Source organism: Mesorhizobium sp. M0106 (assembly GCF_040322715.1).
Taxonomy (GTDB): Bacteria; Pseudomonadota; Alphaproteobacteria; order Rhizobiales; family Rhizobiaceae; genus Mesorhizobium.
Genome location: NZ_JAMYUA010000026.1, coordinates 17,973 through 42,270 on the forward strand (window position 1 = coordinate 17,973; position 24,298 = coordinate 42,270).

The window sequence follows — 24,298 nt, forward strand, 5'->3', positions numbered from 1 at the left end:
ATCAGGCCATGACCGCAGCCTGCCAGCAGGAAAACCATCGACAGCAAGGCTGTCGAGGTTGCCAACGCTTTGAATATCTTCACCCGCTCATCCTTTTGAAGTCGTGCCTGTGAAATCGGGATCGCAGTGGATGTCCCGCCAAACGATGCCGAGGTTTGTAGCATCACAGTGCATCGGCTGGCAAAGAGTGCTGCATGTTTGGAGGCAGACCATCAATCCTTGGTGCAGGAAGACGTCGCCGACCGCGCCAGCGCAGGAACTTCATCCTCGACTGTTCGGCGATGCCGTTCTTCGATTCAACGGCGGCCAATGTCATCGAGGGTGCGGCCCACAAGGCGAGCCGCGCCGGCGTTCGCTTCATTATATCAGGCGCTTCGCCGCAGATACGCCGCATGCTGATCAACCACGGCGTCAAGCGGCCGCTGGTGACTTATACCGCCTCGATCACGGATCGCGGGCGCAGCTGAAGAAAGCCGCGCCCGCCGCCTGAGCCGATGGCTGGCTTAGTCGAGGCCCAATGCCGCTATCTCGCCGTCGTTCATCAGCGGCACGAAGATTGTCGACTTGCCGTCGGTGCCGATGTCGGCGCTGCCCGGCTTGAACGTCGCAACCGCTTGCGGCGTGCCGCCGGCTTTGTAGCGGTAGAGCGTGCCGGTCATATACGCGGTGGCGTAGATGCTGCCGCCGATGGCAACGACGCCATCGAGGTTGGCAAATTTTTCCGCGCCGGGCAGTGGCGAAACGGCCTTGGTGGCAAGATCGACCGAGAGCAGGCCGCCCGGCTCCGCGGTGCTGAAGTCGGGCTTGATGCCCTTGCCCCAGGAAGCGACGATCAGCCGGCCGCCATCGGCGAAGATGCCATTCGGCGAAGCAAGCGCCGCATCCCTGACGAACAGTTCGGGCCGGTCGCCGTCGATGCGATAGATCGTATCGGCAAGCATATCCGTGACATAGATCTTGCCGGACGCGTCGGCGGTCACGTCGTTGAGGAAGACCGCGTTCGGCACGTCGATCGTCGATGTTAGCTTGCCGCTTGCGAGATCGACGACGCGCACATGGGTGAGGTCGGCGACGTAGAGTTTGCCGCCGACAATCGCCATGCCCTTGGGCGCGTCCATGCCGTCGGTCCAGTGTTGCGTGACTAGCTTGCCGTCCATCGACAGGATCGACAGATAGCCGTTGCCGTCGGCTTCGCCGGGATTGCCGACGATGTTCGAGACGACAACGCGCTGGCCGGCGGCGTCGAACAGCGCCGATTCAGGCTGCTCGAGGCCGCCGGTGCGCCAGAGTTCAGCGGCCTGAACTGCCGGCGCGGCCGCGATGCCGACCAGGGCGAGAAGTATCGAGGTGAAGAGGCTCTTCATGGCTAGTCTCCTGTAATGGACTGGCGGAGAGCTAGGCCTTTCGATACTTTTCGGGAAGAGCTATCAGGACTAGTACCGAAGGCTGATACCAAATCGTGCAAAAGAGGTGCATCCCATGAACGGCCTGATCTTCGAAGCGCTGAAGCGGACGCTTAAGGCAAAGGGCATCACCTATCGCGTCCTTGCCGAGCGGATGGGTGTTTCCGAGCCGACGGTGAAGCGCATCTTCCACGAGCGCAACTGCAAGCTCGACCGGCTGATGGAGATCTGCACTGCCGCCGGCGTAGAGTTGGAGAACGTGCTCGGCTCTATGAACAGAGGACCAGGACCCGCCAACCAGATCGCGCCGGAGATCGAGCGCAAGCTCGCCGGGCGGCCGGCACTGCTGTTCGTCTTTGTCATGCTTTCCGAGAAATTCACGCCCGAAGGCATCATGCGCTCACAAGGGCTGAGCGAGGCTTCGATGTTCCTCTATCTGCGCGAGCTCGAGGAACTCGGCCTGGTCGCGCTCGGTCGCGGCCTGTCGGCAAGGCTGCTGATCGAGGCGCCGATCCAGTGGAATTTCGAGGGGCCATTGCGGCCGCTGTTCGAGACGACCAACAAGAATTTCATCGGCTGGGCCATCACCCATCTTGAGCGCGAGTCGACGTTCGTCAGCTTCTCCAGGCGGATGCGGCCGGAAACGGCGGAAATGGTCAGGCGCGAGGCGGAGGAATTGGCGGAGCGCGCCAAATTGCTTGCTCATCACGACCAGCACACGACGCCTGAAGACCGACTGGTCGGCTACAAATGGACGTTTGCGTTCGGCGCAACGCCGTTCCCGGTGATCATGCCGATCGGGCCGCATCCGCGCGACGCAGGCGCACGGACCGACGATCGAGTTGCGGCTGCCGCAAACGGACGACGTCTGCCGGCCTAGGTCAAAATGCAGAACGACCGAGTCCGGGCTGTTGGCGGCAGCCAGTCTGACTGAGCTTCTTACCCCTGAGTATCGGCCGCAAACACAAGATCGAGCGGCTATTCGGCGGTCTTGTTCGCGACCTTGTCATCCCAGACCATCTGCCGGTAGTCGAAGCCGTATTCCAGCGTCGGCTTGACAATACGGAAATAGGGCGACAGGTCGAAATCGCGCGGCGTGTAGAGCGAGTGATGGCGGATGTGCAGGATTTCCCTGCGCGAATAGCTCGATTGGGCCGAGGCACGGCCAGGCGCCCGGGTAATCTCCGGCAGGATCGGGTAGCGGATCAGGCCATACGCCTCGGCGATCAGCGACGAGCAGATGGCGCGCGTCGGGTCGCCGGAACCGAAAGCCAGCATGCGGCGGCGCCAGCGCACCGGCACCGGCGGCGTCGGCAAGAAGTAGCGCAGCATGTCGAATATGTTCTTGAGATCGTATCTGAAACCGAGCCTGCCGATCATGAACGCGACGACCGCTTCGCGGTCATCCGGAGCCAGGCCACTCGCACGGCAGATGCGGGTGTTGTAGCTGCGATAGCGCGACAGCGGCACGGCGATGCAGCCATCGCCGAGCGTGACCTCGATCAGGCGCCGCCGCTCCGATCCGTCCTCCGGCTCCGGTAATGCATCGCCGACATAGAAGGCGGCATGCGACCAGGTCGACTGGGTGAGGTATTTGATCGCCGCCGAGATCTTCTGGTTGCCTTCGATGAGCAGGATGTCGCCGGGCTCGAGCGTGCGGCGCAACGTTTCGGCGTCCGACGGCGTGTAAGGCTAGTAGCCGGACGATTCCTCCTGCAGCCGGCCGGCAAGCCAGCGGCCAGTCGGTCCAGAAGCGTGTCGCCGGGCTCGGTCATGCCAGACGGCGATTACCACAGGGCGGCAAGTTAGACCATGATCAGCCCACGCCAGGCGTGCCGGCGTCTTGGTGCGCAACTGTGAGATCTTCGCGCGCCTTACGGGCGAGCTTCCTCGTCGAGCGCTTCGGGCTGTCGCCGAAAAGCTCGACCGCCTCGGCGAGGCAGGTCTTTTTCAGGCTCTTTTCCGAACGCTTCAGCAGCTTGGCAAGCAACCGCGTCTCTTCAGCAGGACCGAGCGGCTGGTCCTCGGCATCTAGAAGCGCGCGCATGACGAACACATCGTGCAGCTCGCCAAGCCGCTCGCCCAACTCGTTGACGGCCTTGCGCCGCGTCTTGATCGGCGTCGGCCACAGCCTGCCGAGCAGCGACAGGTGCATGCCATGCGTCTTGGCCGCCTTGCGCAGATCGTGAAAGTCATCGGCTTCGCCGCGCGAAGCCGCCTTGTCCAGCGCTTTCCTGGCGCGGCGCAAAGTGGTGCGCGCGCCTTCGGCGAGCACGTCGGCAGCCTGCTCCGGCTGGTCGGGCAGAGCGAGCTTGTCGATCCGGGCGACACCTTCCTCGCAAACGGAAATCGCCGCGCCTATCGCAGCATCGAGGCCTGCTCCGCCATGCAGTTCATGCTGGCGCGCGACGAGCCTGTCACGCACGGCACCGAGGCCATCGCCGGCACTTTGCTCGGAAAAGCTTGCCGCCAGCCGGTCGATTGTTTCCACCAGTGCGGTCGCCTCGCGCGGGCCGGCAAGCAGGGCCGCCACCTGGCGGTAGCACTGATTCTCCGTCACGCAGAATGTTTCGCCTCCGGAACGGACAAGACGCAGCAAGGCGCGGACGTTCTTCAGCCGTTTGCGGCATTTGTGCAGCCCCTGTTCGGGCCTGTCACGCGCGGCGTCCAGATGGACAAGCGCCTTGCCGATCTCCTCGGCGAGGATGCGCCTGACCTCTCCGGTCAGCGACATGCGCGGATCGATACGAAAGCTCATGCGACGATCTCCGGAATCCCCCCAAGGGCGAGCGACGCGTTGTAAAATCTTGGCTCGCCGGTGACTTCACGGCCGAGCCAATGTGGCAGCATTTCGTCCTGTACATCATCCGGCGTCTCGAGCTCGGCGATCACCAACCCCGCAAGCGTCCCGCCGAAGACATCGACTTCGTAGCGATAGCCGCGGTGTCTAACATGGTGGCGTGTCTTCTCGATGACATGTCCGATGGCAAAGGCCTGCATCTCCTGCGCCTCCGCCAAAGGTACCGGATATTCGAATTCATCGCGCTCGCGTGCCTGGCTGCCGAACTTGAGCGTCAGCTTGGCGGCCGCATCGTTGCTGATGCGCACACGCACCGTGCGGCTGGGTTCGGCGACTAGATAGAATTGACGGATATGAATGTCCGCCTCGACCATTGCCCGCCATTCCTCACCTGAGACCAGGAACTTACGCTCGATTTCCTTGCCCATGGCCAGGCACTAAAGCGCGCACGGCCAGAGTTGGCAAGCCGCTTGACCGCACTTGACTTTAATCATTCGATTGATTAAATTGTTGACCATGATCAAATCGCCCAGCGCCAGCGGCCTTCCTCATGAGGCGCCCAAGACCGCCGCGGATGTGACGCGGACGGCACTCGTGCGCGCGGCGCTGAAGCTGTTCGGACGCCAGGGTTTCGACGGCACGTCAACGCGCCAGATCGCGGCCGAGGCCAAGGCCAATATCGGCTCGATCGCCTATCATTTCGGCGGCAAGGAAGGGCTCCGCAACGCGGCGGCCGACTACATCGTCGACACCATCCAGATCGTTGCCGGCCAAGCGATCGGCAATCTGCAAGCGCCGGCCGCGGCATTGGCGGACACCGAGGCCGCGCGGGCGCATTTGGCCGTCGCACTGGAGCGGATGGTCGCCTTCATCGCGGCAAGGCCGGAAGCCGGCGAGATTGTACAGTTCGTCCTGCGTGAGCTGTCGCATCCAACCGCCGCGCTCGACCGTATCTATGATGGCGTGTTCGAACCGGCGCATCACCGACTCTGCCTGATCTGGGAACAGGCGACGGGCGAGCCGGCCGAGAGCGAGCGCACAAAACTCACTGTGTTCACGCTGATTGGCCAGGTCGTCTATTTCCGCATCGGCCGCGAGGCGGTTATGCGCCGGATGGGCTGGCGCGAGATCGGCAATGACGAGGCCGGAAAGATCGCGGCGGTGGTGACGGATAATCTCAGCGCGATTTTGGCTCGGCGCGATTTGGCTGCCCGAAAGGATCGTGGATCATGAGCCTGCTCTGTTCTTTGCCGCTTGCCGCCCAGGTTTTCAGCGCCTGCGCGCCGGCAGCACCGCTCGCCGTCGGCTACGTCGAGGGCGATTATGTCCTGCTGGCGCCGATCGAGGTGGCGCAGGTCGAGACGATTGCGGTCAAGCGCGGCGACCGCGTCGCGCCCGGCACGCCGGTGGTGACGCTGGAAAACGCCGACGCCAAGATCGCCATCGCACAAGCCGAGGCGGCCCTTGCGCAGGCCCAGGCGCAACTTGCCGACCTGCAGGTCGGCAAGCGGCCGGAAGAGATTGCGGTGCTCAAGGCGCAGGTGGACATGGCCAAGGCGCAAGCCGCCGACGCCAAACGCCGTTACATCCGCGCCAGCGATCTGTTCAAACGCGGCACCGGCACGCAGGCCGACTACGACACGGCTTCCGCGACGCTGGAGACGGCCAACGCGCAGGTCGGCCAGGCGGAGGCCAATCTCGCCGTCGGTGGCCTGCCGGCACGGCCGGAGACGATCAAGGCCGCCGACAATCAGGTCAGGCAGGCGCAGTCGGCGCTGGAGCAAGCGCAATGGCGGCTGTCGAAGCGCGTGCTGACGGCGCCCTCGCCCGGCCGGGTCAACGATGTCATCCGCTATCCTGGCGACACGGCCGGGCCGACCGCGCCGGTCATCTCCATACTGCCGGATGGCGCGGTGAAGCTCAGCGTCTATGTGCCGGAAAGCGCGTTCTCCTCGGTCGATGTCGGCACGCTGCTCAACGTCCATTGCGACGGCTGCGGATCGGGCGTGACGGCTCGCGTCAGCTACGTGTCGCCGGATCCGGAATTCACGCCGCCGGTGATCTACTCGCTCGAGACCCGGCAAAAGCTGGTCTATCTGGTCGAAGCGCGGCCGGAGGGCGACGCCAGCGCATTGCAGCCCGGGCAGATCGTCGACGTCGATGTGGCGGACATCAGAAAATGAACGTCATCGACGTGCACGGCCTGGTCAAGCGCTTCGGCGACAAGACCGTCGTCGATCATGTGACTATGGCTGTGGCCGAGGGCGAGATCGTCGGCTTCCTCGGGCCGAACGGCTCGGGCAAGACGACGACCATCCGCATCATGTGCGGCTTGCTGACGCCGGATGAGGGCGAAGGCACGGTTCTGGGCTTCGACATCCGCACCGACAGCCTGCGGATCAAACGCGAAGTCGGCTACATGACGCAGAGATTCTCGTTCTACGAAGATCTGACGATCGGCGAGAATCTCGAATTCGTGGCACGGCTGTACCGGCTGAAGCCGCTCGACGGGCACGTGGCTAAGACGCTTGAGGAGCTCGGCCTGACATCGCGCAGGAACCAGTTGGCCGGTACCCTGTCCGGCGGCTGGAAGCAGCGGCTGGCGCTGGCCGCCTGCATCATGCACAAGCCGAAACTGCTGCTGCTCGATGAACCGACGGCGGGCGTCGACCCGAAAGCGCGACGCGAATTCTGGGACGAGATCCACCGGCTGGCGAGCGGCGGCCTGACCGTGCTGGTCTCCACCCATTACATGGATGAGGCCGAGCGCTGCCATCGCATCAGCTACATCTCCTACGGCAAGATGCTGGCCACCGGCACGGTCGAGGACGTGGTGAGGAATGCCGGGCTGACCACCTTCGTTCTGCAAGGGCCGCGGCTCGATCAGGTCGCTGCCGCACTTCATGGCCGCCCCGGCGTCGACCAGGTGGCGCCGTTCGGCGCGACGCTGCATGTCGTCGGCTCCGACAGGACGGCAATTCAGGCAGCGCTCGCCGATGTCGAAAAGGAGCACGAGGGCGTTACGGTGACGCCCGGCGAGACCAGCCTGGAGGATGTGTTCATCCAGTTCATGTCCGGTTCGAAGGACAATATGGGATGAAAAATGGGATAAACAGCATCTTTTCGTTCGCCAGGCTAGGCGCGCTGCTGATCAAGGAGTTCATCCAGATGCGGCGCGACCGCATCACCTTCGCCATGATGCTCGGCGTGCCGTTGATGCAGCTGGTGCTGTTCGGCTATGCCATCAACAACGATCCGAAGAGCCTGCCGGCAGCGCTGGTGGCGATGAGCAGCGATCCTTACACACGAGCCATGGTTTCGGCACTGCAGACCACCGGCTACTACCGCTTCGACCATGTCGCGCAAAGTGCCGCTGAGGCGGAATTCCTGATGGCGCGCGGCGACGTCGCCTTCGTCGTCACCATTCCCGCCGATTTTGCCCGGCGGGTCGAGCGTGGCGATAGCCCGCAGATTCTGATCGAGGCGGATGCGACCGACCCGGCCGTGGCCAGCGGCGCCATCTCGACGCTCGGCACCGTCGCCAACCAGGCGCTGCTCAGGGCACGCGGCATGCAGGAGACGGCGGCCGAAGCTGCCCGGGGCCAGCTCCAGGTCGTAGTGCACCGGCGCTACAATCCGGAAGCCGTCTCGCAATACAACATCGTGCCCGGCCTGCTCGGCGTCATCCTGCAGATGACGATGGTGATGATGACCTCAATCGCGCTGACGCGCGAGACCGAGCGCGGCACGATGGAGAACCTTCTGGCGATGCCATCCAGCCCGCTCGAGATCATGCTGGGCAAGGTGCTGCCCTATCTGGCGGTCGGCGCCGTGCAGGTGCTGGTGGTGCTGGCAGCCTCGAAGCTTCTGTTTGCCATCCCCTTCACCGGGTCGATGTCGCTGCTGTTGACGGCGGTCCTTATCTTCGTCTTGGCGCTGGTGCTGCTCGGCTACACGATCTCGACGATCGCCCGCACGCAAATGCAGGCCCTGCAGCTCACCTTCTTCTTCTTCTTGCCGTCGATCATGCTGTCCGGCTTCATGTTCCCCTATCGCGGCATGCCGGACTGGGCGCAGGTTTTCGGCGAGGTGCTGCCGCTGACGCATTTCCTGCGCATCATCCGCGCGGTGATGCTGAAGGGCGCCGAGCTGCCGGCGGTGGCAACGGAAATCGGCTGGCTGTTGGTGTTCGTGGCGCTGTTCGCCGGTATTGCGCTGGTGCGGTTCCGCCGGACGCTGGATTAGGGTCGAACTCGATCCGCTTGTGCAAATGATCGAGATTTACACGGACTTGGCCTGGCCCGGGACCGGTGTCAATTCAGGCGCATCGAGCCCTTCGAAGGGATCGCGCCAGGCGTCGATTTCTTCGAGTTGAAGATACCTGCGACTGACAGAGGGATAGTCATCGAGCGGCAATCGGGCGACATCGTTGAAGGGCAGAAACGTCGCCATTCGAAAGTCGGCATCGGAAACCGAAGCGCCGACCAGCCATTCTCGCTGGGAGAGCGCGGCATCAAGCATGGCAGCGGCCGTGCGGAAGTCGCTCAGGCCCTCCTCAACCCGCGCCTGATCTATCGGGCCGAGCCCATAGCGCTGTTTGGTCCCGCGTTCGAAATGCACGACATCGCAGGCTCTTGCGAAGTTCTCTTTCCCCCAACTCAGCCATCGGATCATCTCGGGCTCGTCGTCGCCAGCGCGCCAGAAATCCGAATGCATATCGCGCGAAAGCCGACAGGCTATGGCGTCGGCCTCCCAGAGGCTTTTTCCCGAACCTATAAGGATGGGCAATGAAAGATTTGGATTGAGCGGCCGAAATCGCTCGGCCTGGCCCGGAGCGAGGGGAGAGGCGAATTCAAACTCGACCTTGGCGTTGAGATACCGTGCCAACCGCGAGGCGAGGATTGGGATTGCGGCTGAAGAACAGTTTCATTGATCTCAGTCTTTGAAGGGTACAGGTTCGGCTGGGCGCAACGGACGCTTGAGCACCTCGAATCGGCACATGAGCTGGAACTGGTTGCTATCCTAGCCAGCAGCAATGATCTCGGCATAGGTGCTGAGATCGACATTGCCGCCGGAGAGCACCACGGCAATGCATTTGCCGGCAAGGTCGATCTCGCCTGACGACAGCGCGGCCAAGCCGACGCAACCGCCGGGTTCGACGACCAGCTTCAAGCAAGCCATCGCATCGCGCATCGCCTGTGCCACCGCCTTGTCGGAAACGGCGATGGCGCCGGCGAGATTCTTGCGGTTGATTTCGAAAGTGATGGCGCCCGGCTCGGCGACGAGAAGGGCATCGCAGATCGAGGTGTGGCCGGGCGTGTTCGACACCCTGGCGCCTTTGATCAGCGAGCGGCGTGTGTCGTCGAAATGCTCGGGTTCCACGGCCCAGACGGCGGTGCCCGGCGAGGCGTCCTTGACCGCGATCGAAATGCCGCTGCTCAACCCGCCGCCGCCGCAGGGAACCACTACCGCATCGAGGCTGACGCCAAGCGCTCTTGCTTGGCGGATCAATTCGAGGCCGATCGTGCCCTGGCCGGCGATGATGGCCGGATCGTCGTAGGGCGGCACCAGGACCATGCCCTTTTCCACGTAAGAACGGACGACGGCAGTGCGATCGTCGCGGACCCGGTCGAAGGTGATCACTTCCGCGCCCATCTTCCTGACATTGCTGACTTTCATCGCCGGCGCATCGGCGGGCATGGCGATGACGGCCTTGACGCCGAACATCGCCGCTGCGGCGGCAACGCCTTGCGCGTGATTACCCGACGAGAAGGCGACGACGCCGCGGGCGCGTTCTTCCGCCGAGAGCGAGGAGAGCTTGTTGTATGCACCGCGGAACTTGAACGAGCCGGTGCGCTGCAACGTCTCCGGCTTGAACAGGATCCTGGCGCCGAAGCGATTGTTCAACTCCGGCGATTCGATCAGCGGCGTTTCGACGATCAGTCCGGACAATCGCGCTGCTGCACTGTGAATATCGGCGATGCCGGGAGGGGTGATCATGGCTGGGTCCTGCAAGAGATGAGACTGCCTATGTGCACGGAAAGGGAAGCCGCGCACCAATGAAAAAATGTGACCGTTACAATTCGACTTGGAAGCAGGAGTGGGCGTGACTGTCACCCACCTCTCCTCCGCCCTCCGCCATGCTTCGTCATTTCGACAAATCGCTGCCGATTTACCGGCATTGCCGGCCGCCCCTCACCCCAACAGCGTCTTTTGCCGTTTGGGGCCGCCGATCTTGCGCCAGGTGTTGAAGCGATGGGTGGCAGCGGCGAAGGAGATCTTCATCTGCTGAGCAACCGAATAGCGCGACTTTCCCTCGTCGAACAGGCGATAGCAGCACTCGACGCCCTCCTCGGTCAACTTGCCGTCGGGAGCCTTGTTATGCGGATTGGCGGGATCAAATTTTTCGACCTGCTGCTCGACCAACCCTTTCAGGCGCTGCAAGTCCGCCTCGATGTTAGCGATCAGGTCGAGAACCGGCTTGGGGTCAAACGGCTGCTGTTTTTCCAGCATCTGCGGTTCCTTTCTCTTGGTTCAGATTCGATTATATAGGTGAACGTTTGCCGATAGCAACGATGCCTCGTTCGGTTTCGAAGTCGATACTTTTGAGCAGACGAGTGGAGCGCACACGATTGACCGGCGACGCGCGAAGCCATAGTTTAGAACTATTCTAAACTAGGGTGAATTTCTCATGCTTTCCCGCGTTTTCGGCTTCGGCCGCCGTCCCTTCGAATCGCTCTCGGAACAGGAGATCCTGGCGCTCGCCATCTCCTCCGAGGAGGATGACGGGCGCATCTATCGCGCCTATGCCGACGGGCTGGCGGAGAGCTTTCCGCAATCGGCCAAGGTGTTCGAGGAGATGGCGGAGGAGGAGGACGGCCATCGCGATTCGCTGATCGAGCTTTACCGCAAGCGCTTCGGCGAGCGCATACCGCTGATCCGGCGCGAACATGTGAAGGGCTATTACGAGCGCAAGCCGGACTGGCTGGTGAGGCCGCTCGGCATCGATCATGTGCGCAGCCAAGCCGAGGCCATGGAGAGGCAGGCCTACCTGTTCTATATCGAGGCGGCCAAACGCACAGGCGATGCGTCGACGCGAAAGCTGCTCGACGACCTGGCGATCGCAGAACAGGGCCACGAGACACTGGCGCAGCGGCTGGAGCAAAAGCATGTGCCGGGCGCGGTCAAGGACGAAGAAACGGCAGCCGAGCAGCGCCAGTTCATCCTGACCTATGTCCAACCGGGGCTGGCCGGGCTGATGGATGGCTCGGTGTCGACGCTGGCGCCGATCTTTGCCGCCGCCTTTGCCACGCATGATACGTTCCAGACCTTTCTGGTCGGGCTTGCCGCCTCGATCGGCGCTGGCATCTCGATGGGTTTCACCGAGGTGGCTTCCGACGACGGCAAATTATCGGGCCGCGGCTCGCCGGCAAAACGCGGGCTGACCGTCGGCGTCATGACGACGCTGGGCGGGCTCGGCCATGCGCTGCCCTATCTAATCCCGCTTTTTTGGACGGCGACCATTGTCGCCGCCGTGGTGGTTTTCTTCGAGCTGTGGGCGATCGCCTTCGTGCAGAACCGCTACATGCAGACGCCATTCTGGCGCGCCGCCTTCCAGGTGGTGCTGGGTGGCGCGCTGGTGTTTGCGGCAGGGGTGCTGATAGGCAATGCGTAACTGCCCTATCCATTCACCATTCTGCTGTCCGCCGGCGTCTCGGCGCGTTCGGTGAGGCCATAGTCGCGCACGACTTGGGCGATGCGCAAACGGTAGCCGGCAAAGATACCGCCGCGGCCGGCCTTTTGCGCCTGCCGGTGTTCCTGCGTGTTGCGCCAGGTCTTCACCGCGTCCTCGTCGCGCCAGAAGGACAGCGACAGGATGCGGTTCGGATCGGCAAGGCTCTGGAAGCGCTCGATCGACAGGAAACCGTCGATGCCGTCGAGCAGTGGGCGCAGGTCGGCGGCGATGCCGAGATAGGCATCGCGCTTGCCCGCCGCCGGCTCGACCTCGAAGATGACGGCGATCATGGCTTCACCAAAGGAGCATGCGGCCCGGAGGCCAGCTTGAGGAAGATGCGGTCCTCCTTCAGAATGAATTTTTCCCGTCGGGCGAACTCGTAGTTCGCCTTGCCGGCGGGATCGGCGGCGAGCCGGGCGCGGTAGGCTTCGTAGGCCGCAAGACTGTCGATGTTGTAGGCGGCATAAGCCGTGGTGGCCGAGCCTTCGTGCGGCGCGAAATAGCCGACCAGATCGGCGCCGCAGCGCGGGATCGCCTGCCCCCAATTGCGTGCATATTCCTCGAATGCCGCCTTGCCGAACGGATCGATCTCGTAGCGGATGAAGCAGGTGATGGTCATTTTCGCCTCCTTGGCGGTGGATGTTTTCTTGCGGTCACAGTTCGAGCCGGATCGAAACGTTCCGAAGATCGATATGCTAGGCAAATCCCTCGCTGATCATGCCTGCCAGAACGATTTCGCGCATTCGCGGCGGACGTCTTCAGGTGTCAGGCCAAGGTCACGCAGCAGATGATCGTCAATCTCGGCGAGGTCGAGACGCTGCAAATGACGGTCGTACCACTGCTTCAGGAGCCGCAGCCGCAAGCGGCGCAAGACAATGAACGGGAACGGCCGGCGAGCAGGCGCGGCGCTGAGAATGGTCCTTGCAGGCATCGTTGTCTCCTTGATTTGCATCGAGACTAATGCTTTATCTGACGAGGATGCTTCGATGAGGAACGAACTATGCGCGAAGGACCTGACATAGCCCGCATTGCCAGCCTGGTGGGCGATCCGGCGCGGGCAAACATGCTGTCCGTATTGATGGGCGGCACGGCACTGACGGCGAGCGAACTGGCACTCGAAGCCGGGGTGTCGCTTCCGACAGCGAGCTCGCATCTGTCGAAGCTGATGGAAGGCGGGCTGCTGACACTGGCGAGCCAGGGGCGGCACCGCTATTACGGCCTCGCCGGCCCGCAGGTGGCGGGAATGATCGAAGCCATCACCGGCGTTGCCGCTGCGGTCGGACCGCAGAGGGTGCGACCCGGCCCTCGCGACGCGGCCATGCGCGTGGCGCGGGTCTGCTACGATCACCTCGCCGGCGAGCGGGCGGTGGCGATGCTGGACCGTCTTGTGGCTCGACAAGTGCTCCTGCGCGACGACAAGGTGATCCAGCTTGGGCCGTCGGCCGCCTCGCATTTCGCCGCGATCGGCATGGACATCCATACCAAAGCGCGGCGACCGGTGTGCCGCGCCTGCCTCGACTGGAGCGTGCGGCGTTCGCACCTCGCCGGCACGCTGGGCGCCGCCATTCTCGACAAGATCCTCGCCGAGAAATGGGCGCGGCGCGAGAAGGACAGCCGTGCCGTGATCTTTTCACCGGTAGGCAAGCAGGCCTTCGAGACGACGTTTCTCGCCTGACGGCTCGCTTCAATGCGCTAGAACGGTTCGTCGTTTCACGGAAACGCCGAACCGCTGTATCTTTTTGTTTTGAAGCATGTCGTTGTCGCAAACCGCTGCACATTTTTGCGCGACATGCATTAGCCGCGCTTGAGCGGCTTAGCCTGCTTGAAAAAATCCGCCCAGGGATCGGCTTGCCCGAGCCGCTTCAGCGTCGTCTTGTCGCCGATCGGAAAGGCGTTCGGCGGCAATCCGGCCTCGATTTCCGCCCAGGTCACTGGCATCGATATCGTGGCGCCTTTTTTGGCGCGCGACGAATAAGGCGCAACCGTGGTGGCGCCGCGGCCGTTGCGCAGATAATCGACGAAAATCTTGCCGGTGCGCGCCCTCTTCGACAGCGTCGCCGTGTAGCGGTCGGGCGCGGCCTGTTCGAGCGCTCGGGCGAACTCATGGGCGAAGCCTTTGACCTCGTCCCAATCCGCCGACGGCTTCAGCGGCACGACGACATGATAGCCCTTGCCACCTGACGTCTTGACGAAATTCGGCAGGGACAGTTCGTCGAGCCGGCCGCGGATATCGAGCGCCGCCGCGCGCACCGCCTTCACGTCGACGCCCTCGTCCGGATCAAGATCGAAGATGATCTGGTCGGGTTTTTCCAGATCGTTGGTGGTCGAGCCCCAGATGTGGATCTCGACGACGCCCAGTTGCACCAGCGCCGCGACGCCGTCGAAATCGCGGACGAACAGGATTTCCTCGCCGTCCGTCGGATCCTTCATCACGGCTATTTTTTCACTCATGCCCGCTGAGGCATGCTTCTGGAAAAACCGTGGGCCGCCAACGCCGTCCGGCGCCCGCACGAGGCTGAGCGGCCGGTTGATGATGAATTGCTTCATGCGCGGCCAGACCAGTGCGTAATGGTCGACTAGATCCTGCTTTGACACCTCCTCCTGCGGCCACAGAAGCTTGTCCGGGCGAGACAGCGTAACCGACGTTTTCGCCGTCCCGGCGGGTTTGGCGGGCTTTGCCTTGGGCTGCTCTGCCGGAGCTGAGCGTGCTTTCGGTTTCTCCTGCACGACTTCCTCCGCCGGCTTGTCCTCGCGCAATCCCTGGAACGACGCGTGGCGTATTATACGGTCCGACGTCCAACTGCGAAACTCCACTTCGCCGACAAGTTCGGGCTTGACCCAGACCAGCCCCTTGCCCCTTGGCACCGCCCTGTCGAAGGGCGAGGACGTCGTCTTTAGCGCATCAAGCCTCTTCTTCAACTCGTTGGTGCTTTTGGCCGTGAAGCCGGTGCCGACGCGGCCGGCATAGCGCAGCTTGCCGCCCTCGTGATAGCCGACCAGCAGCGAGCGCAGGCCGCGCCCGGTCTTGTCCGACGGCATATAGCCGCCGATGACGAATTCCTGGCGCGCCGTGCATTTCGACTTCACCCACGAGGGAACACGACCGCTGCGGTAGGGCGCATCGGCACGCTTGGAGACGACGCCTTCGAGCCCCAGCCGGCAAGCATGCTCCAGCATGATCTTGCCGGGCTCGGCAAAGTGGTCGCTGAAGCGCACAGCCTGATCCTCGGCCTGTCCGGCGAGCAAAGTGCGCAGCCTTTCCTTGCGCTCGACCAGCGGCTCGGAACGGATATCCTCACCGTTGAGACGCAACAGGTCGAAAACGTAGTAGATGAAACGATCCGTGCGGCCCGCCGACAGATCTTGCTGCAGCAGCGAGAATGACGACACGCCATTATCCGCCAGCACGACGATTTCGCCGTCGATGATGGCGTCGGTGCATTTCAGGCCGCCAAGTGCGGCGACAATCGCGCCACCGAATTTGTCGGTCCAGTCGAGGCCGGTGCGCGTCAAAAGCCGCACCTCGGTACCGGCAAGCTGCGCCTGCATGCGATAGCCGTCGAACTTCACCTCATGCAGCCAGTCCTTGCCGGGCGGCGCGTCCCGCTCCAGCGTTGCGAGCGCCGGTTCGATGAATTCGAGCCGCCTTGCCGCGACTGCCTTCTTGCCGGTAGCCGGCCTGTCGGACTGCCAGACGCTTGGCTTCTTGCCGTCGGCGGTCTTGCCTTGGCCGACCTCCTCGATGGTCAGGCCGGATTTCACCGATTGCGGCGCCTCCTGCAAAATGTCCTCGCCCGGACGCGCGGCGGCATCGTCGGATTTGATCAGCAACCAGTTGTCACGCTTTTCGCCCGGACGCGGCTTCAGCCGCACCAGATGCCATGCGCCATGCAATTTGTGGCCATGCAGTTCGAAACTGATATGGCCTTTCTTCATCGCCTTTGCCGGGTCGCCATCGGGGACCCAAGTTCCCTCATCCCAGACAATGACCGAGCCGCCGCCATATTGGTCCTTCGGGATGGTGCCTTCAAACGGCGCATAGTCGATCGGGTGGTTCTCGACATGCACGGCGAGCCGCTTTTCGTGCGGGTCGAGGCTCGGGCCTCGCGTCACCGCCCAGCTCCACAGCACGCCGCCGTGCTCGAGACGAAGGTCGTAGTGAAGCCTGGTGGCGGCATGCTTGTGGATGACGAAGATGCCACCCGGCACGGCTTTCTTGCCGCGCGAAACCTTGCCGGCTGGTTCGGCCGTCTTCTTGAAATTGCGCTTGGCGTGATACTGCTCGAGGCCGGCCATGGGCGGATCCTAAGCAGATTTGCGCCGGGCGGCTTTGGACTTGGCGCCTTTTGCCGGGCGTCCGGTCTTTGCCGGCGCACCGGCTTCCGACGAAAGGCTCTTCTTCAGCGCATCGAAGAGGTTGACGACGTTGGAGGGCCGTGGTTCCGCCTTGGTCTTCGGTGCCTTCTTGCCGGCCTTCTTGGCGCGGACCAGCTCCATCAGGGCGCTTTCGTATTTGTCCTCGAATTCGGAAGGATCGAACTTCGCCTGTTTCTCATCGACGATGTGTTCGGCCAGCCTGATCATCTCGGCGTCGGTCTTCACCGGCTTGATGTCGCCGAACACCATCTCGGGCCTGCGAACCGTATCGCCATAGCGCAGGGTCGTCAGCAGCAGACCCTTGCCCAACGGCTCGATGACCACCGGACGTTCGCGGCGATAGAGCACAATGCGGGCTAGCCCCGCCGTCTTCTTGGCGGCCATGGCGTCGCGGATGACGGCGAAGGCCTCTTCCGAGACCTCGTCCGCAGGCGTCACATAATAGGGCGCATCGAGATAGATCTGCTGGATCGAGGATTTTTCGATGAAACCATCGAGGCTCATCGTATGCGAGGATTCGATCTGCACGGCTTCGATCTCCTCCTCCTCGATTTGGACGAAGTCGCCGTCGCCGATCTCGTAGCCCTTGATCTCGTCGCCTTCATCGAGCGGCTTGCCGCTTGCCGAATCGACATAGACGCGCTTGACGGTATTGCCGGTCTTGCGGTTGAGCACGCGGAACGAGACTTTCTCGGCCTGGGTGACGACATTGGTCAGTTCGACGGCGCAAGTGACCAGCGAAAGCTTGAGATACCCTCTCCAGGCGGGTCGCGGCGCCATGACAAACTCCCTGCGCGACAATGTTCAACCGATAACGGCGTTCAACCGAGAACGGCCAAAGTCCGTTCCGGTTCCGGCGGCGCAAAAGGCAAGTCCGAGCTTTCAACCCAGCCTTGCCTTGTTCTCGCTCGCTGCCCTACTCGGCGGCTTGCAGGTTGACCTTGCTTTCCGCTATTTCGGTAAGCTTGCGGTCGGTTGCCTGCTCCTCCTTGAGGTTGTTGGCCAACACATTGGCGCAGTCGCTGCGGCCCAGTTGCTTGGCCCAAGCAATCAGGGTGCCGTAACGGGTCATCTCATAATGCTCGACCGCCTGGGCGGAGGCGATCAGCGCAGCGTCGAGGACCTCCTTGTCGGCGATGTCGCCGCTGACGTCGTCGGCTTCTTCGAGAATGCCGTCGATGGCCGGGCAGTCGACCTGCTTGGCCTTCACGCCGTGCAGTTCGAACACCTGCTCGACACGCTGGATATGACCCTTGGTCTGAGCGAGATGTTTCTCAAAGCCGGCTTTCAGCTGCGCATCACTCGCCTTGTCGATCATCTTCGGCAGCGATTTCTCGATCTGTTTTTCAGCGTAATAGATGTCGCGCAGCGTGTGCACGAAGAGGTCGTCGAGGGTTTTGATATCCTTCGAAAAGAAACCCATGGCCTTTGCCTTTCCATTGCTCTTGCAGTTTCGGATTTTTTTGGCTGCGGCCCACCCGAGCACCACAGCCTGCGGCGCCGGTTCGTCCCGGCACTGGGAATCAACGTGCGGCTGACGGGCCGGTTCCTGGTTTTCCGGCCGCGTGCACGGAAATTTCGCGGTCCGGCAAAACCTGAAACAAAACCGCGCCTCTGCGACATTCAGGCGAAACATATGTGATGCAAAAGTCACACTGGACGAAATGCCGCCGGACTGCATGGAAACACCGCGAATCAGCCGCATTCCAGCCATGAACAAAGGCATTTTCGACCAGAGATTAACATCGCGTTCACCGACTATTCACGCCTGGACGCTATGATCCCCGCAATTCGGAAGGGACATCCGAAACGGGACAGGGACCGAGTAAAATGAGCTTCTGGAATCAAATCGCCGGCTATGCCGCCGCCATCCGCGAATTCGTCGCGCCGACCTATCGGCCTGAGCGCTATTATATGCGCGGCCCAGGCCCCGCCTGCGCGCGCCGTGGCAACACGCTTGGGATCAGCGTGCGCTGATGATGAGCATGGAGAGCCGTCACGACAGCCGAATCTGCCGGCCCGACGCCGACAATCGGTCAACGACCTATCGCGCCGAGCGGCCTGCGCTGACCGACAGACGGCGTGCGACAACGCCAAGCCTCTAGCATTCCGGGCTTTGATCCAGCCGCCGGCAGGCCTAGTGTCGCCTGACACCAGCTGCCGGGCGTCACGTGATCGTCAAGCCGAACCATTCTCCTGAGCCGCCAGAATTCGAATCAAGTCGCCCGTTGATCGTGTTCGACGGTATTTGCGTGTTGTGCTCGGGCTTTGTGCGCATGGTGGTGAAGCTCGACCGCAAGGGCCGTTTCCATTTCGTAACGGCGCAGTCGCCCTTCGGCGAGATGCTGTTCAAGAAATACGGGCTGCGGACGGATCGCTACGAGACCAATCTCGTCATCGTCGATGGCGCGGCTTTCACCCGCCTGGACAGTTTCGTTGCCGTCATGGCCGAACTCGGCTGGCCGTGGCGGGCGGCGCGGATCCTGCTGCTGTTGCCGCGCCCGCTTCGCGACTGGCTCTACGACCGTATCGCAAAGAACCGCTACGCCCTGTTCGGCAAGAAGGACAATTGCGAAATCCCTTCCGCCGAGGTGAGGGCAAGATTGATCGGTTAGGTTCGTTGCCGTGGCCGGGAGCGGGCGGGGCATTTTGGGGGAACTGCGGATGAAGGTTCTTGTCGTCGGCGGCTACGGCACCTTTGGCGGTCGCACCGTCGAGCTTTTGGAGGGCGAGCCGCATCTGATCCTCTTTGTCGCCGGGCGCTCGCTCGCCAAGGCTGACGCGTATTGCAAGAAGCGCGCCCCGACAGCAGCCCAGCTGGTGCCGGCACTGTTCGACCGTGACGGCGATCTCGCCGCGCAACTCGCTGCATTTGAGCCTGATATTGTAGTCGACGCGAGCGGTCCGTTCCAGGCCTATGGCGAGGGACGCTATCGCCTGATCGAGGCCTGCATCGCCCGGCGCATCAACTATCTCGATCTAGCCGACGGCTCGGATTTCGTCGCCGGTGTCTCTGCGTTCGACGAGGCGGCGCGAAACGCCGGCGTCTTCGTGCTGTCCGGCGTCTCGAGCTTTCCGGTGCTGACGGCGGCGGTGGTGCGTCGCCTGTCTTCGGACCTGACGCGGGTCGACGGCATTCGCGGCGGCATCGCGCCTTCGCCCTTTGCCGGCGTCGGCGGGAACGTCATCCGGGCTATCGGCCGGTGCGGCTTGTTCGCAATGGCCGTCCCGAACAAGGCCGTCCGTTTACCGGGCAGCTGCGCTACACTATCGCGCCGCCGGGCCGGCTGCCGCTTCGAAACACGCTGTTTTCTCTGGTCGACGTTCCGGACCTGCGCGCCTTGGCCGCGCTTTGGCCGGAGGCGAGGACCATCTGGATGCGCGCCGGGCCGGTTCCCGAAATGCTGCACCGCGCCCTGATCGGCCTCGCCTGGCTGGTGCGCACCGGATTGATCGGTTCGCTTTCGCCGCTGGCGCTGCTGATGCATCAGGCAACGAACCGGCTGCGCTGGGGCGAGCATCGCGGCGGCATGTTCGTCGAGGTGGAGGGATCGGGCCGGGCGGGCGCCATCGTCAAGCGCTCGTGGCATCTCTTGGCCGAGGGCAATGACGGGCCGCTGATCCCGTCGATGGCGGTCGAAGCACTGGCCCGCAAAGCGCTGGCCGGACATCAGCCCGCGCCGGGCGCACGGGCGGGGGTGCGCGATTTGGAGCTCCGGGATTATGATGCCCTGTTCGCCGGGCGGACAATCTACACCGGCTTCAGGAACGGGGCGGCGGACGAGGACAAGCCGCTTTATGCCGAGCTGCTCGGTGCCGCCTGGCAAGGCCTTCCCGAGGCAATTAGGTCAATGCATGACCGTACGATCACGGCCGCAGGCCGCGCGCGCGTCGAACGCGGGCGCAATGTTCTTGGCCGGCTAATGGCCTGGACGGTCGGCTTCCCCGGGGCAAGCGAGGACATCCCGGTTCATGTCCGCTTCGACACCGACAAGGACGGCGAGACCTGGACCCGGACATTCGGCAAGCACAGTTTTTCGAGCCTACAGTCCGCAGGCCGGGGTCGATCGCAGCGCTTGCTGTGCGAACGCTTCGGCCCGCTGACCTTCGCGATGGCGCTGGTTGCCGATGACGGCCGGCTGGCGCTGGTCTTGCGCCGCTGGAGTTTTTTTGGCCTGCCGCTTCCGATGTGGCTCGGTCCACGCTCGACTTCCTACGAATCGGTGAAGGATGGCCGCTTCCGCTTCCATGTCGAGATCTCGCATCCGCTTGCCGGCATGATCGCCCGCTACCGCGGCTGGCTGGAGCCCTCCGGCCCGCACGGCTCCAGCGAGATCGTGCCGCCTGCCAGCTTGGCCAGTTCGCGACAGTCCTGCGCCGTGCACAGCGTCCAGCCCTGACCCGTGGCGCCCGAGGCGGCGAGCGCGAGGCGCCGCTGTGGCCCGACCTTGGGCGCATAGACCCACCAGCCGTTTCTCAGCACCGAGCCTTGCGGCGGCTCCATCCCGGCGCCCGATCCCTTGATGCGGGCCTCGACCAGCTGCAGGCCGGACGGCAGCACCTTCCAGTCTTCCTGCCACTGGGTCTTCTCCACCGAATGCACCCAGGAGAGCGTGAAGGCAGCGACCGCGAGCGTCACCGTCTTGCCGGCCGCGACGATGCAGAGGCTCATGCTGAATTAGCCAGCGAAGCCTGCCGCGCGCGCCAGCAGTGCCAGCCGATCCAGGCTAGGGACAGCGCCCAGCCCGCCTCGTCGGTGAGCGGCAGCGCCGCAACCAGCAGCACGCCGGCGGCGAAGGCGACGAGGCGTTCCCACCAGGCCATGCGCCGGTCGAGAAATCCGACCGCCGCGGCGCCCCACAGGACGATACCCATGCAGGCTTTGATGACGATATAGGCGACCTCGACGGGATAGCCGAACTGGGCGGCGATCGGGCCGGGGTCCTGCAGCATCAGCGCCGGGGTATAGACCGCCATGAACGGCACAACGAAGCCAGCAATGGCAAGCTTGGTGGCCTGGATGCCGATCTTGAGGCCGCTTTCCTTGGCCATGGGTGCGGCGGCGAAGGCGGCCAGCGCCACAGGCGGGGTGAGATCGGCCATGATGCCGAAATAGAAGACGAACATATGGCTGACCACCAACGGCACGCCGAGCGACAGCAGCGCTGGCCCGGCCAGCGACGAAGTGATGATGTAGTTGGGAATGGTCGGTATGCCCATGCCGAGCACCAGGCAGGTGAGCATGGTCAAAAGCAGCGACAGGAACAGATTGTTCTCGCCGATCGAGATGATCCAGCCGATGAAGGTCGAGGCGATGCCGGTAAGCGTCAACGTGCCGATGACGATGCCGACAATGGCGCAGGCAATGCCGACCGGCAGCGCGTTCTTTGCTCCTTCGGCAAGGGAATCCACGCATATGCGCAGCGTCTCGCGCCCGCCCTTGAAGGTGAGGCAGGCGGCGACCAGCACGGCGATGACTAGGCTGAGGATGTTGACGCCGAATTTCATGAAGGAAGCCGCGGCAAGCCCGAGCGCCAGCCAGAAGACGATGCGGAAGGCGAGCGGCCCGATCGATGCTGCCAGCGGCGTGCCGAGGATAAGCACAATGGTCAACGCCAGGCCCATGGTGCCGGCGAACACCGGTGTGTAGCCGGCAAACAGCAGGTAGATCAGTGCTGCGAGAGGCAGTACCAGCGGCCAATGTTGTCTCACCGCATCCCACGGATTGGGCAGGTCAGCCTTGGCCATGCCGTGCAGGCCGGCCTTGCCGGCTTCCAGGTGCACCTGCCAGAAACAGGCGCCGAAATAGAGCAGCGCCGGAATGATCGCCGCCTTGACCACCGCGGCATAGGGGATGTTCAGGGTCTCGGCCATGATAAAGGCAACCGCTCCCATCACCGGCGGCATGATCTGGCCGCCCATCGACGAGGTCGCCTCGACGGCGCCGGCGAAGGCCGAGCGGAAACCGAAGCGCTTCATCAGCGGGATGGTGAACTGGCCGCTGGCCACCACATTGGCGACGCCGGAGCCGGAAATGGTGCCCATCAGCGCCGAGGACAGCACGCAGACTTGCGCCGGGCCGCCGCGCCATGAGCCGACCAGGCCAAGCGCAAAATCGTTGAACAGCGCGATCATGCCGGCGCGCTCAAGAAAGGCGGCGAAAACGACGAAGATGAAGATGTAGGCGGCCGAGACATAGATCGGCGTGCCGTAGATGCCTTCGGTGCCATAGGCGAAGGTGTCGACGAGCTGGGCGAAATCATAACCGCGATGGATGAACGGCGGCGGCAGATGATTGCCGGCAAATGCGTAGGCGAGAAAGATAAAGGCAATGACGGCAAGCGGCAGCCCCATTAACCGCCGCGCCGCCTCGAAGACCAGCACGACCAGCACCGCGCCGACGATCAGGTCAGGCGTGGTGAGAAAGCCGGAGCGGCGGATGAGGTCGGCATAGAACACCCAATTGTACAGACCGGTGGCGAAACCAAGCAGGCCGAGCGTCCAGAACACTGCTTTCGCCGGGACGCTTTTGGCGCGCAGATTGGCGATTAGGGCAAAGCCGAGCAGCAGCAGGAAGCCGACATGCATGGCGCGTATGACCTGGCTCGGCAGGCTGCCATAGGCGGCGATGTAGATTTGGAAGATGGAGAAGGCGATGGCGATAAAAAAAGCCGCCTTGCCGGCGATGCCTTCGCCGAAGCCAGGCGGCAATCCTTCGACAGGAGCTTCCGCTGTGGGGGAAAGAACGGTCGGGATTACGGTCATTAGCGGGGTTCCTGGCGGGGCGGTCCCCTCCTCGAGGGGAGGGTGCCGAGCGAAGCGAGGCGGGTGGGGTCGGTGCGGCAGTGCGCGGCCTCAACCGACCCTACCCGTCCATTCGCCTTCGGCAGCTGTTCACCTTCTCCTCAAGGGGGAGGGATGGCTCCTTACTTCACCAATCCCTTTTCCTTGTAATACCTCTCGGCGCCTGGATGCAGCGGCACCGGCATGCCGTCGAGCGCCTTGGCCGGGTCGATCGCCTTGGCGGCGGCGTGGGCAGCGGTGAGCTGGTCGAGATGCTCGAACAGCAGTTTCGTCATCTGGTAGGCGGTCTCGTCGGAGACATCGGCGCTGGTGATCAGGAAATTGCCGACGGCGGCGGTCGCAACACCCTCGGTCTGGCCCTCGTAGGTGCCCTTGGGGATGACCACGGAAAGATAGGGCGAGCCGATCTTGGCGACGTCCTCCGCCGGCACGGCAACGATGTTTACCGGCACTGAGGTGGCGAGGTCACGGATCGACGCGACCCCAAGGCCAGCCGACTGCAGCGTGGCGTCGAGCTGGCGGTTCTTGATCAGCTCCACCGATTCGGCGAAGGGCAGATATTCGATCCGCCCGAGGTCTTCGTATTTCAGCCCGGCAGCGGCAAATATCGTGCGGGCGTTGAGCTCGGTGCCTGAGGCCGGCGCGCCGACCGAAAGGCTCTTGCCCTTGAGATCGGCGAGCGTCTTGATGCCGGATTCCTTGCTGGCGACGATCTGGATGTAATTGGGATAGATGGCGGCAATGCCGCGCAGCTTGTCGAGCTTGCCTGGGAAGCCTGCTTCGGTGTTGCCTTCGGCGGCCAGCTTGACGGAATCGCCGAGCGCAAAGGCGATCTCGCCCTTGCCCTGCTGCAGCAGGTTGAGGTTTTCGACCGACGCTTTCGTCGCCTGCACCTGGGTGCGCGCGCCTTCGATGCCCTTGCCGTAGATTTCCGACAGCGCGACGCCGAGCGGATAGTAGACGCCGGACGTGCCGCCAGTCAGCACGTTGATGAATTCCTGCGCCTTGACCGATACCGCGCCAAGGCCAAGCGACAGCGCCAGCACACCGGCCGCAATAAATTTCGTCCTGAAATTGAGCATGCGATTTCCTCCCTGAAAATTCGCCGCCGTGCCCTCCTCGGCGGCACGAAGCGAGTTTAGACAGCGGGCGGGAAATGCCAACCCGCAATAGCAGCGA

General features: G+C 63.2%; 25 protein-coding genes and 3 pseudogenes. 12 read left to right on the forward strand and 16 right to left on the reverse strand.

What is annotated here, in order from left to right:
* Positions 1 to 242: 242 nt before the first annotated feature.
* Positions 243 to 467, forward strand: a pseudogene (locus NKJ55_RS22930) (sodium-independent anion transporter); the annotation flags it as partial.
* A 36-nt stretch (positions 468 to 503) separates the two neighbouring features.
* Here the strand turns inward: NKJ55_RS22930 and NKJ55_RS22935 are convergent.
* Positions 504 to 1,364, reverse strand: a complete 861-nt coding sequence (locus tag NKJ55_RS22935; RefSeq protein WP_352451849.1) for an SMP-30/gluconolactonase/LRE family protein — start codon at positions 1,362 to 1,364, stop codon at positions 504 to 506.
* 115 nt (positions 1,365 to 1,479) lie between these two features.
* Between NKJ55_RS22935 and NKJ55_RS22940 the strand changes: the two genes are divergently transcribed.
* Positions 1,480 to 2,283: a helix-turn-helix domain-containing protein gene (locus tag NKJ55_RS22940; protein ID WP_352451850.1), complete on the forward strand. Its 804-nt coding sequence runs from the start codon at positions 1,480 to 1,482 to the stop codon at positions 2,281 to 2,283.
* A 98-nt stretch (positions 2,284 to 2,381) separates the two neighbouring features.
* Here the strand turns inward: NKJ55_RS22940 and NKJ55_RS22945 are convergent.
* From NKJ55_RS22945 to NKJ55_RS22955, 3 genes and pseudogenes are all read right to left on the reverse strand, one after another.
* Positions 2,382 to 3,178, reverse strand: a pseudogene (locus NKJ55_RS22945) (C40 family peptidase).
* Positions 3,179 to 3,219: 41 nt separating this feature from the next.
* Positions 3,220 to 4,161: a CHAD domain-containing protein gene (locus NKJ55_RS22950; protein WP_352451851.1), complete on the reverse strand. Its 942-nt coding sequence runs from the start codon at positions 4,159 to 4,161 to the stop codon at positions 3,220 to 3,222.
* Entirely contained in the window at positions 4,158 to 4,631 is a 474-nt protein-coding gene (locus NKJ55_RS22955) for a CYTH domain-containing protein (protein WP_023679010.1), read from the reverse strand. The genes NKJ55_RS22950 and NKJ55_RS22955 overlap by 4 nt, the downstream gene beginning before the upstream one ends.
* 88 nt (positions 4,632 to 4,719) lie before the next feature.
* Between NKJ55_RS22955 and NKJ55_RS22960 the strand changes: the two genes are divergently transcribed.
* Genes NKJ55_RS22960 through NKJ55_RS22975 form a run of 4 tightly spaced genes read left to right on the forward strand, consistent with a single transcriptional unit; the run spans position 4,720 to position 8,448 of the window.
* On the forward strand, positions 4,720 to 5,436 hold the full coding sequence (locus NKJ55_RS22960) for a CerR family C-terminal domain-containing protein (protein ID WP_352451915.1): 717 nt from the start codon (positions 4,720 to 4,722) through the stop codon (positions 5,434 to 5,436).
* On the forward strand, positions 5,433 to 6,386 hold the full coding sequence (locus tag NKJ55_RS22965) for an HlyD family secretion protein (protein WP_352451852.1): 954 nt from the start codon (positions 5,433 to 5,435) through the stop codon (positions 6,384 to 6,386). Before NKJ55_RS22960 ends, NKJ55_RS22965 begins: the two co-directional genes overlap by 4 nt.
* On the forward strand, positions 6,383 to 7,303 hold the full coding sequence (locus NKJ55_RS22970; protein WP_352451853.1) for an ABC transporter ATP-binding protein: 921 nt from the start codon (positions 6,383 to 6,385) through the stop codon (positions 7,301 to 7,303). Before NKJ55_RS22965 ends, NKJ55_RS22970 begins: the two co-directional genes overlap by 4 nt.
* 8 nt (positions 7,304 to 7,311) lie before the next feature.
* Positions 7,312 to 8,448: an ABC transporter permease gene (locus NKJ55_RS22975; protein WP_352451917.1), complete on the forward strand. Its 1,137-nt coding sequence runs from the start codon at positions 7,312 to 7,314 to the stop codon at positions 8,446 to 8,448.
* 36 nt (positions 8,449 to 8,484) lie between these two features.
* Here NKJ55_RS22975 and NKJ55_RS22980 read toward each other — a convergent pair.
* The 3 genes and pseudogenes from NKJ55_RS22980 to NKJ55_RS22990 all read right to left on the reverse strand — a co-directional run bounded on the left by NKJ55_RS22980 (position 8,485) and on the right by NKJ55_RS22990 (position 10,716).
* Positions 8,485 to 9,133, reverse strand: a pseudogene (locus NKJ55_RS22980) (glutathione S-transferase family protein).
* A 92-nt stretch (positions 9,134 to 9,225) separates the two neighbouring features.
* Positions 9,226 to 10,203 carry a threonine/serine dehydratase family protein gene (locus NKJ55_RS22985; protein WP_352451854.1) on the reverse strand — a complete coding sequence of 326 codons (978 nt, stop codon included), beginning with the start codon at positions 10,201 to 10,203 and terminating at the stop codon, positions 9,226 to 9,228.
* Positions 10,204 to 10,398: 195 nt separating this feature from the next.
* Entirely contained in the window at positions 10,399 to 10,716 is a 318-nt protein-coding gene (locus NKJ55_RS22990) for a hypothetical protein (protein WP_352451855.1), read from the reverse strand.
* A gap of 178 nt (positions 10,717 to 10,894) precedes the next feature.
* Here NKJ55_RS22990 and mbfA point away from each other — a divergent pair, with 178 nt between their 5' ends.
* On the forward strand, positions 10,895 to 11,878 hold the full coding sequence (gene mbfA, locus NKJ55_RS22995) for an iron exporter MbfA (RefSeq protein ID WP_352451856.1): 984 nt from the start codon (positions 10,895 to 10,897) through the stop codon (positions 11,876 to 11,878).
* Between the two features lie 5 nt (positions 11,879 to 11,883).
* Here mbfA and NKJ55_RS23000 read toward each other — a convergent pair whose 3' ends face one another.
* The 3 genes from NKJ55_RS23000 to NKJ55_RS23010 all read right to left on the reverse strand — a co-directional run bounded on the left by NKJ55_RS23000 (position 11,884) and on the right by NKJ55_RS23010 (position 12,869).
* On the reverse strand, positions 11,884 to 12,228 hold the full coding sequence (locus NKJ55_RS23000) for an antibiotic biosynthesis monooxygenase family protein (protein ID WP_352451857.1): 345 nt from the start codon (positions 12,226 to 12,228) through the stop codon (positions 11,884 to 11,886).
* Positions 12,225 to 12,557, reverse strand: coding sequence for an NIPSNAP family protein (locus NKJ55_RS23005; protein WP_352451858.1), 333 nt, complete (start codon positions 12,555 to 12,557; stop codon positions 12,225 to 12,227). The genes NKJ55_RS23000 and NKJ55_RS23005 overlap by 4 nt, the downstream gene beginning before the upstream one ends.
* 96 nt (positions 12,558 to 12,653) lie before the next feature.
* On the reverse strand, positions 12,654 to 12,869 hold the full coding sequence (locus tag NKJ55_RS23010; protein ID WP_352451859.1) for a DUF1127 domain-containing protein: 216 nt from the start codon (positions 12,867 to 12,869) through the stop codon (positions 12,654 to 12,656).
* Positions 12,870 to 12,938: 69 nt separating this feature from the next.
* Here NKJ55_RS23010 and NKJ55_RS23015 point away from each other — a divergent pair, with 69 nt between their 5' ends.
* Entirely contained in the window at positions 12,939 to 13,613 is a 675-nt protein-coding gene (locus tag NKJ55_RS23015; RefSeq protein ID WP_352451860.1) for an ArsR/SmtB family transcription factor, read from the forward strand.
* A gap of 119 nt (positions 13,614 to 13,732) precedes the next feature.
* Here NKJ55_RS23015 and ligD read toward each other — a convergent pair whose 3' ends face one another.
* The 3 genes from ligD to NKJ55_RS23030 form a co-directional block, all read right to left on the reverse strand.
* Positions 13,733 to 16,234, reverse strand: coding sequence for a DNA ligase D (gene ligD / locus NKJ55_RS23020; protein WP_352451861.1), 2,502 nt, complete (start codon positions 16,232 to 16,234; stop codon positions 13,733 to 13,735).
* A gap of 9 nt (positions 16,235 to 16,243) precedes the next feature.
* Positions 16,244 to 17,095, reverse strand: coding sequence for a non-homologous end joining protein Ku (ku, locus tag NKJ55_RS23025; RefSeq protein WP_352451862.1), 852 nt, complete (start codon positions 17,093 to 17,095; stop codon positions 16,244 to 16,246).
* A 136-nt stretch (positions 17,096 to 17,231) separates the two neighbouring features.
* Positions 17,232 to 17,738, reverse strand: coding sequence for a YciE/YciF ferroxidase family protein (locus tag NKJ55_RS23030; RefSeq protein WP_352451918.1), 507 nt, complete (start codon positions 17,736 to 17,738; stop codon positions 17,232 to 17,234).
* A 407-nt stretch (positions 17,739 to 18,145) separates the two neighbouring features.
* Here NKJ55_RS23030 and NKJ55_RS23035 point away from each other — a divergent pair, with 407 nt between their 5' ends.
* From NKJ55_RS23035 to NKJ55_RS23050, 4 genes are all read left to right on the forward strand, one after another.
* A complete protein-coding gene (locus tag NKJ55_RS23035; protein WP_023678994.1) occupies positions 18,146 to 18,292 on the forward strand; it encodes a hypothetical protein in 147 nt (48 codons plus the stop codon).
* A 257-nt stretch (positions 18,293 to 18,549) separates the two neighbouring features.
* Entirely contained in the window at positions 18,550 to 18,930 is a 381-nt protein-coding gene (locus tag NKJ55_RS23040) for a thiol-disulfide oxidoreductase DCC family protein (protein WP_245274773.1), read from the forward strand.
* Positions 18,931 to 18,979: 49 nt separating this feature from the next.
* A complete protein-coding gene (locus NKJ55_RS23045; protein ID WP_352451863.1) occupies positions 18,980 to 19,735 on the forward strand; it encodes a saccharopine dehydrogenase NADP-binding domain-containing protein in 756 nt (251 codons plus the stop codon).
* Positions 19,693 to 20,715, forward strand: a complete 1,023-nt coding sequence (locus NKJ55_RS23050; RefSeq protein ID WP_352451864.1) for a DUF4166 domain-containing protein — start codon at positions 19,693 to 19,695, stop codon at positions 20,713 to 20,715. Before NKJ55_RS23045 ends, NKJ55_RS23050 begins: the two co-directional genes overlap by 43 nt.
* Here the strand turns inward: NKJ55_RS23050 and NKJ55_RS23055 are convergent.
* The 3 genes from NKJ55_RS23055 to NKJ55_RS23065 form a co-directional block, all read right to left on the reverse strand.
* Positions 20,604 to 20,987 carry a DUF1850 domain-containing protein gene (locus NKJ55_RS23055; RefSeq protein WP_352451865.1) on the reverse strand — a complete coding sequence of 128 codons (384 nt, stop codon included), beginning with the start codon at positions 20,985 to 20,987 and terminating at the stop codon, positions 20,604 to 20,606. The two genes, NKJ55_RS23050 and NKJ55_RS23055, sit on opposite strands and share 112 nt — an antisense overlap.
* The gene (locus NKJ55_RS23060) at positions 20,984 to 23,080 is read right to left on the reverse strand and encodes a TRAP transporter permease (protein ID WP_352451866.1); all 2,097 of its coding nucleotides are present in this window, start codon (positions 23,078 to 23,080) and stop codon (positions 20,984 to 20,986) included. Before NKJ55_RS23060 ends, NKJ55_RS23055 begins: the two co-directional genes overlap by 4 nt.
* Positions 23,081 to 23,241: 161 nt before the next feature.
* Positions 23,242 to 24,201, reverse strand: a complete 960-nt coding sequence (locus tag NKJ55_RS23065) for a TAXI family TRAP transporter solute-binding subunit (RefSeq protein ID WP_352451867.1) — start codon at positions 24,199 to 24,201, stop codon at positions 23,242 to 23,244.
* Positions 24,202 to 24,298 lie beyond the last annotated feature (97 nt).

Coding starts and splice junctions, on each gene's coding strand:
- NKJ55_RS22935 (WP_352451849.1), bottom strand. CDS start 1,364: ATGAAGAGCCTCTTCACCTCGATACTTCTCGCCCTGGTCGGCATCGCG.
- NKJ55_RS22940 (WP_352451850.1), top strand. CDS start 1,480: ATGAACGGCCTGATCTTCGAAGCGCTGAAGCGGACGCTTAAGGCAAAG.
- NKJ55_RS22950 (WP_352451851.1), bottom strand. CDS start 4,161: ATGAGCTTTCGTATCGATCCGCGCATGTCGCTGACCGGAGAGGTCAGG.
- NKJ55_RS22955 (WP_023679010.1), bottom strand. CDS start 4,631: ATGGGCAAGGAAATCGAGCGTAAGTTCCTGGTCTCAGGTGAGGAATGG.
- NKJ55_RS22960 (WP_352451915.1), top strand. CDS start 4,720: ATGATCAAATCGCCCAGCGCCAGCGGCCTTCCTCATGAGGCGCCCAAG.
- NKJ55_RS22965 (WP_352451852.1), top strand. CDS start 5,433: ATGAGCCTGCTCTGTTCTTTGCCGCTTGCCGCCCAGGTTTTCAGCGCC.
- NKJ55_RS22970 (WP_352451853.1), top strand. CDS start 6,383: ATGAACGTCATCGACGTGCACGGCCTGGTCAAGCGCTTCGGCGACAAG.
- NKJ55_RS22985 (WP_352451854.1), bottom strand. CDS start 10,203: ATGATCACCCCTCCCGGCATCGCCGATATTCACAGTGCAGCAGCGCGA.
- NKJ55_RS22990 (WP_352451855.1), bottom strand. CDS start 10,716: ATGCTGGAAAAACAGCAGCCGTTTGACCCCAAGCCGGTTCTCGACCTG.
- mbfA (WP_352451856.1), top strand. CDS start 10,895: ATGCTTTCCCGCGTTTTCGGCTTCGGCCGCCGTCCCTTCGAATCGCTC.
- NKJ55_RS23000 (WP_352451857.1), bottom strand. CDS start 12,228: ATGATCGCCGTCATCTTCGAGGTCGAGCCGGCGGCGGGCAAGCGCGAT.
- NKJ55_RS23005 (WP_352451858.1), bottom strand. CDS start 12,557: ATGACCATCACCTGCTTCATCCGCTACGAGATCGATCCGTTCGGCAAG.
- NKJ55_RS23010 (WP_352451859.1), bottom strand. CDS start 12,869: ATGCCTGCAAGGACCATTCTCAGCGCCGCGCCTGCTCGCCGGCCGTTC.
- NKJ55_RS23015 (WP_352451860.1), top strand. CDS start 12,939: ATGCGCGAAGGACCTGACATAGCCCGCATTGCCAGCCTGGTGGGCGAT.
- ligD (WP_352451861.1), bottom strand. CDS start 16,234: ATGGCCGGCCTCGAGCAGTATCACGCCAAGCGCAATTTCAAGAAGACG.
- ku (WP_352451862.1), bottom strand. CDS start 17,095: ATGGCGCCGCGACCCGCCTGGAGAGGGTATCTCAAGCTTTCGCTGGTC.
- NKJ55_RS23030 (WP_352451918.1), bottom strand. CDS start 17,738: ATGGGTTTCTTTTCGAAGGATATCAAAACCCTCGACGACCTCTTCGTG.
- NKJ55_RS23035 (WP_023678994.1), top strand. CDS start 18,146: ATGAGCTTCTGGAATCAAATCGCCGGCTATGCCGCCGCCATCCGCGAA.
- NKJ55_RS23045 (WP_352451863.1), top strand. CDS start 18,980: ATGAAGGTTCTTGTCGTCGGCGGCTACGGCACCTTTGGCGGTCGCACC.
- NKJ55_RS23050 (WP_352451864.1), top strand. CDS start 19,693: ATGCGCGCCGGGCCGGTTCCCGAAATGCTGCACCGCGCCCTGATCGGC.
- NKJ55_RS23055 (WP_352451865.1), bottom strand. CDS start 20,987: ATGAGCCTCTGCATCGTCGCGGCCGGCAAGACGGTGACGCTCGCGGTC.
- NKJ55_RS23060 (WP_352451866.1), bottom strand. CDS start 23,080: ATGACCGTAATCCCGACCGTTCTTTCCCCCACAGCGGAAGCTCCTGTC.
- NKJ55_RS23065 (WP_352451867.1), bottom strand. CDS start 24,201: ATGCTCAATTTCAGGACGAAATTTATTGCGGCCGGTGTGCTGGCGCTG.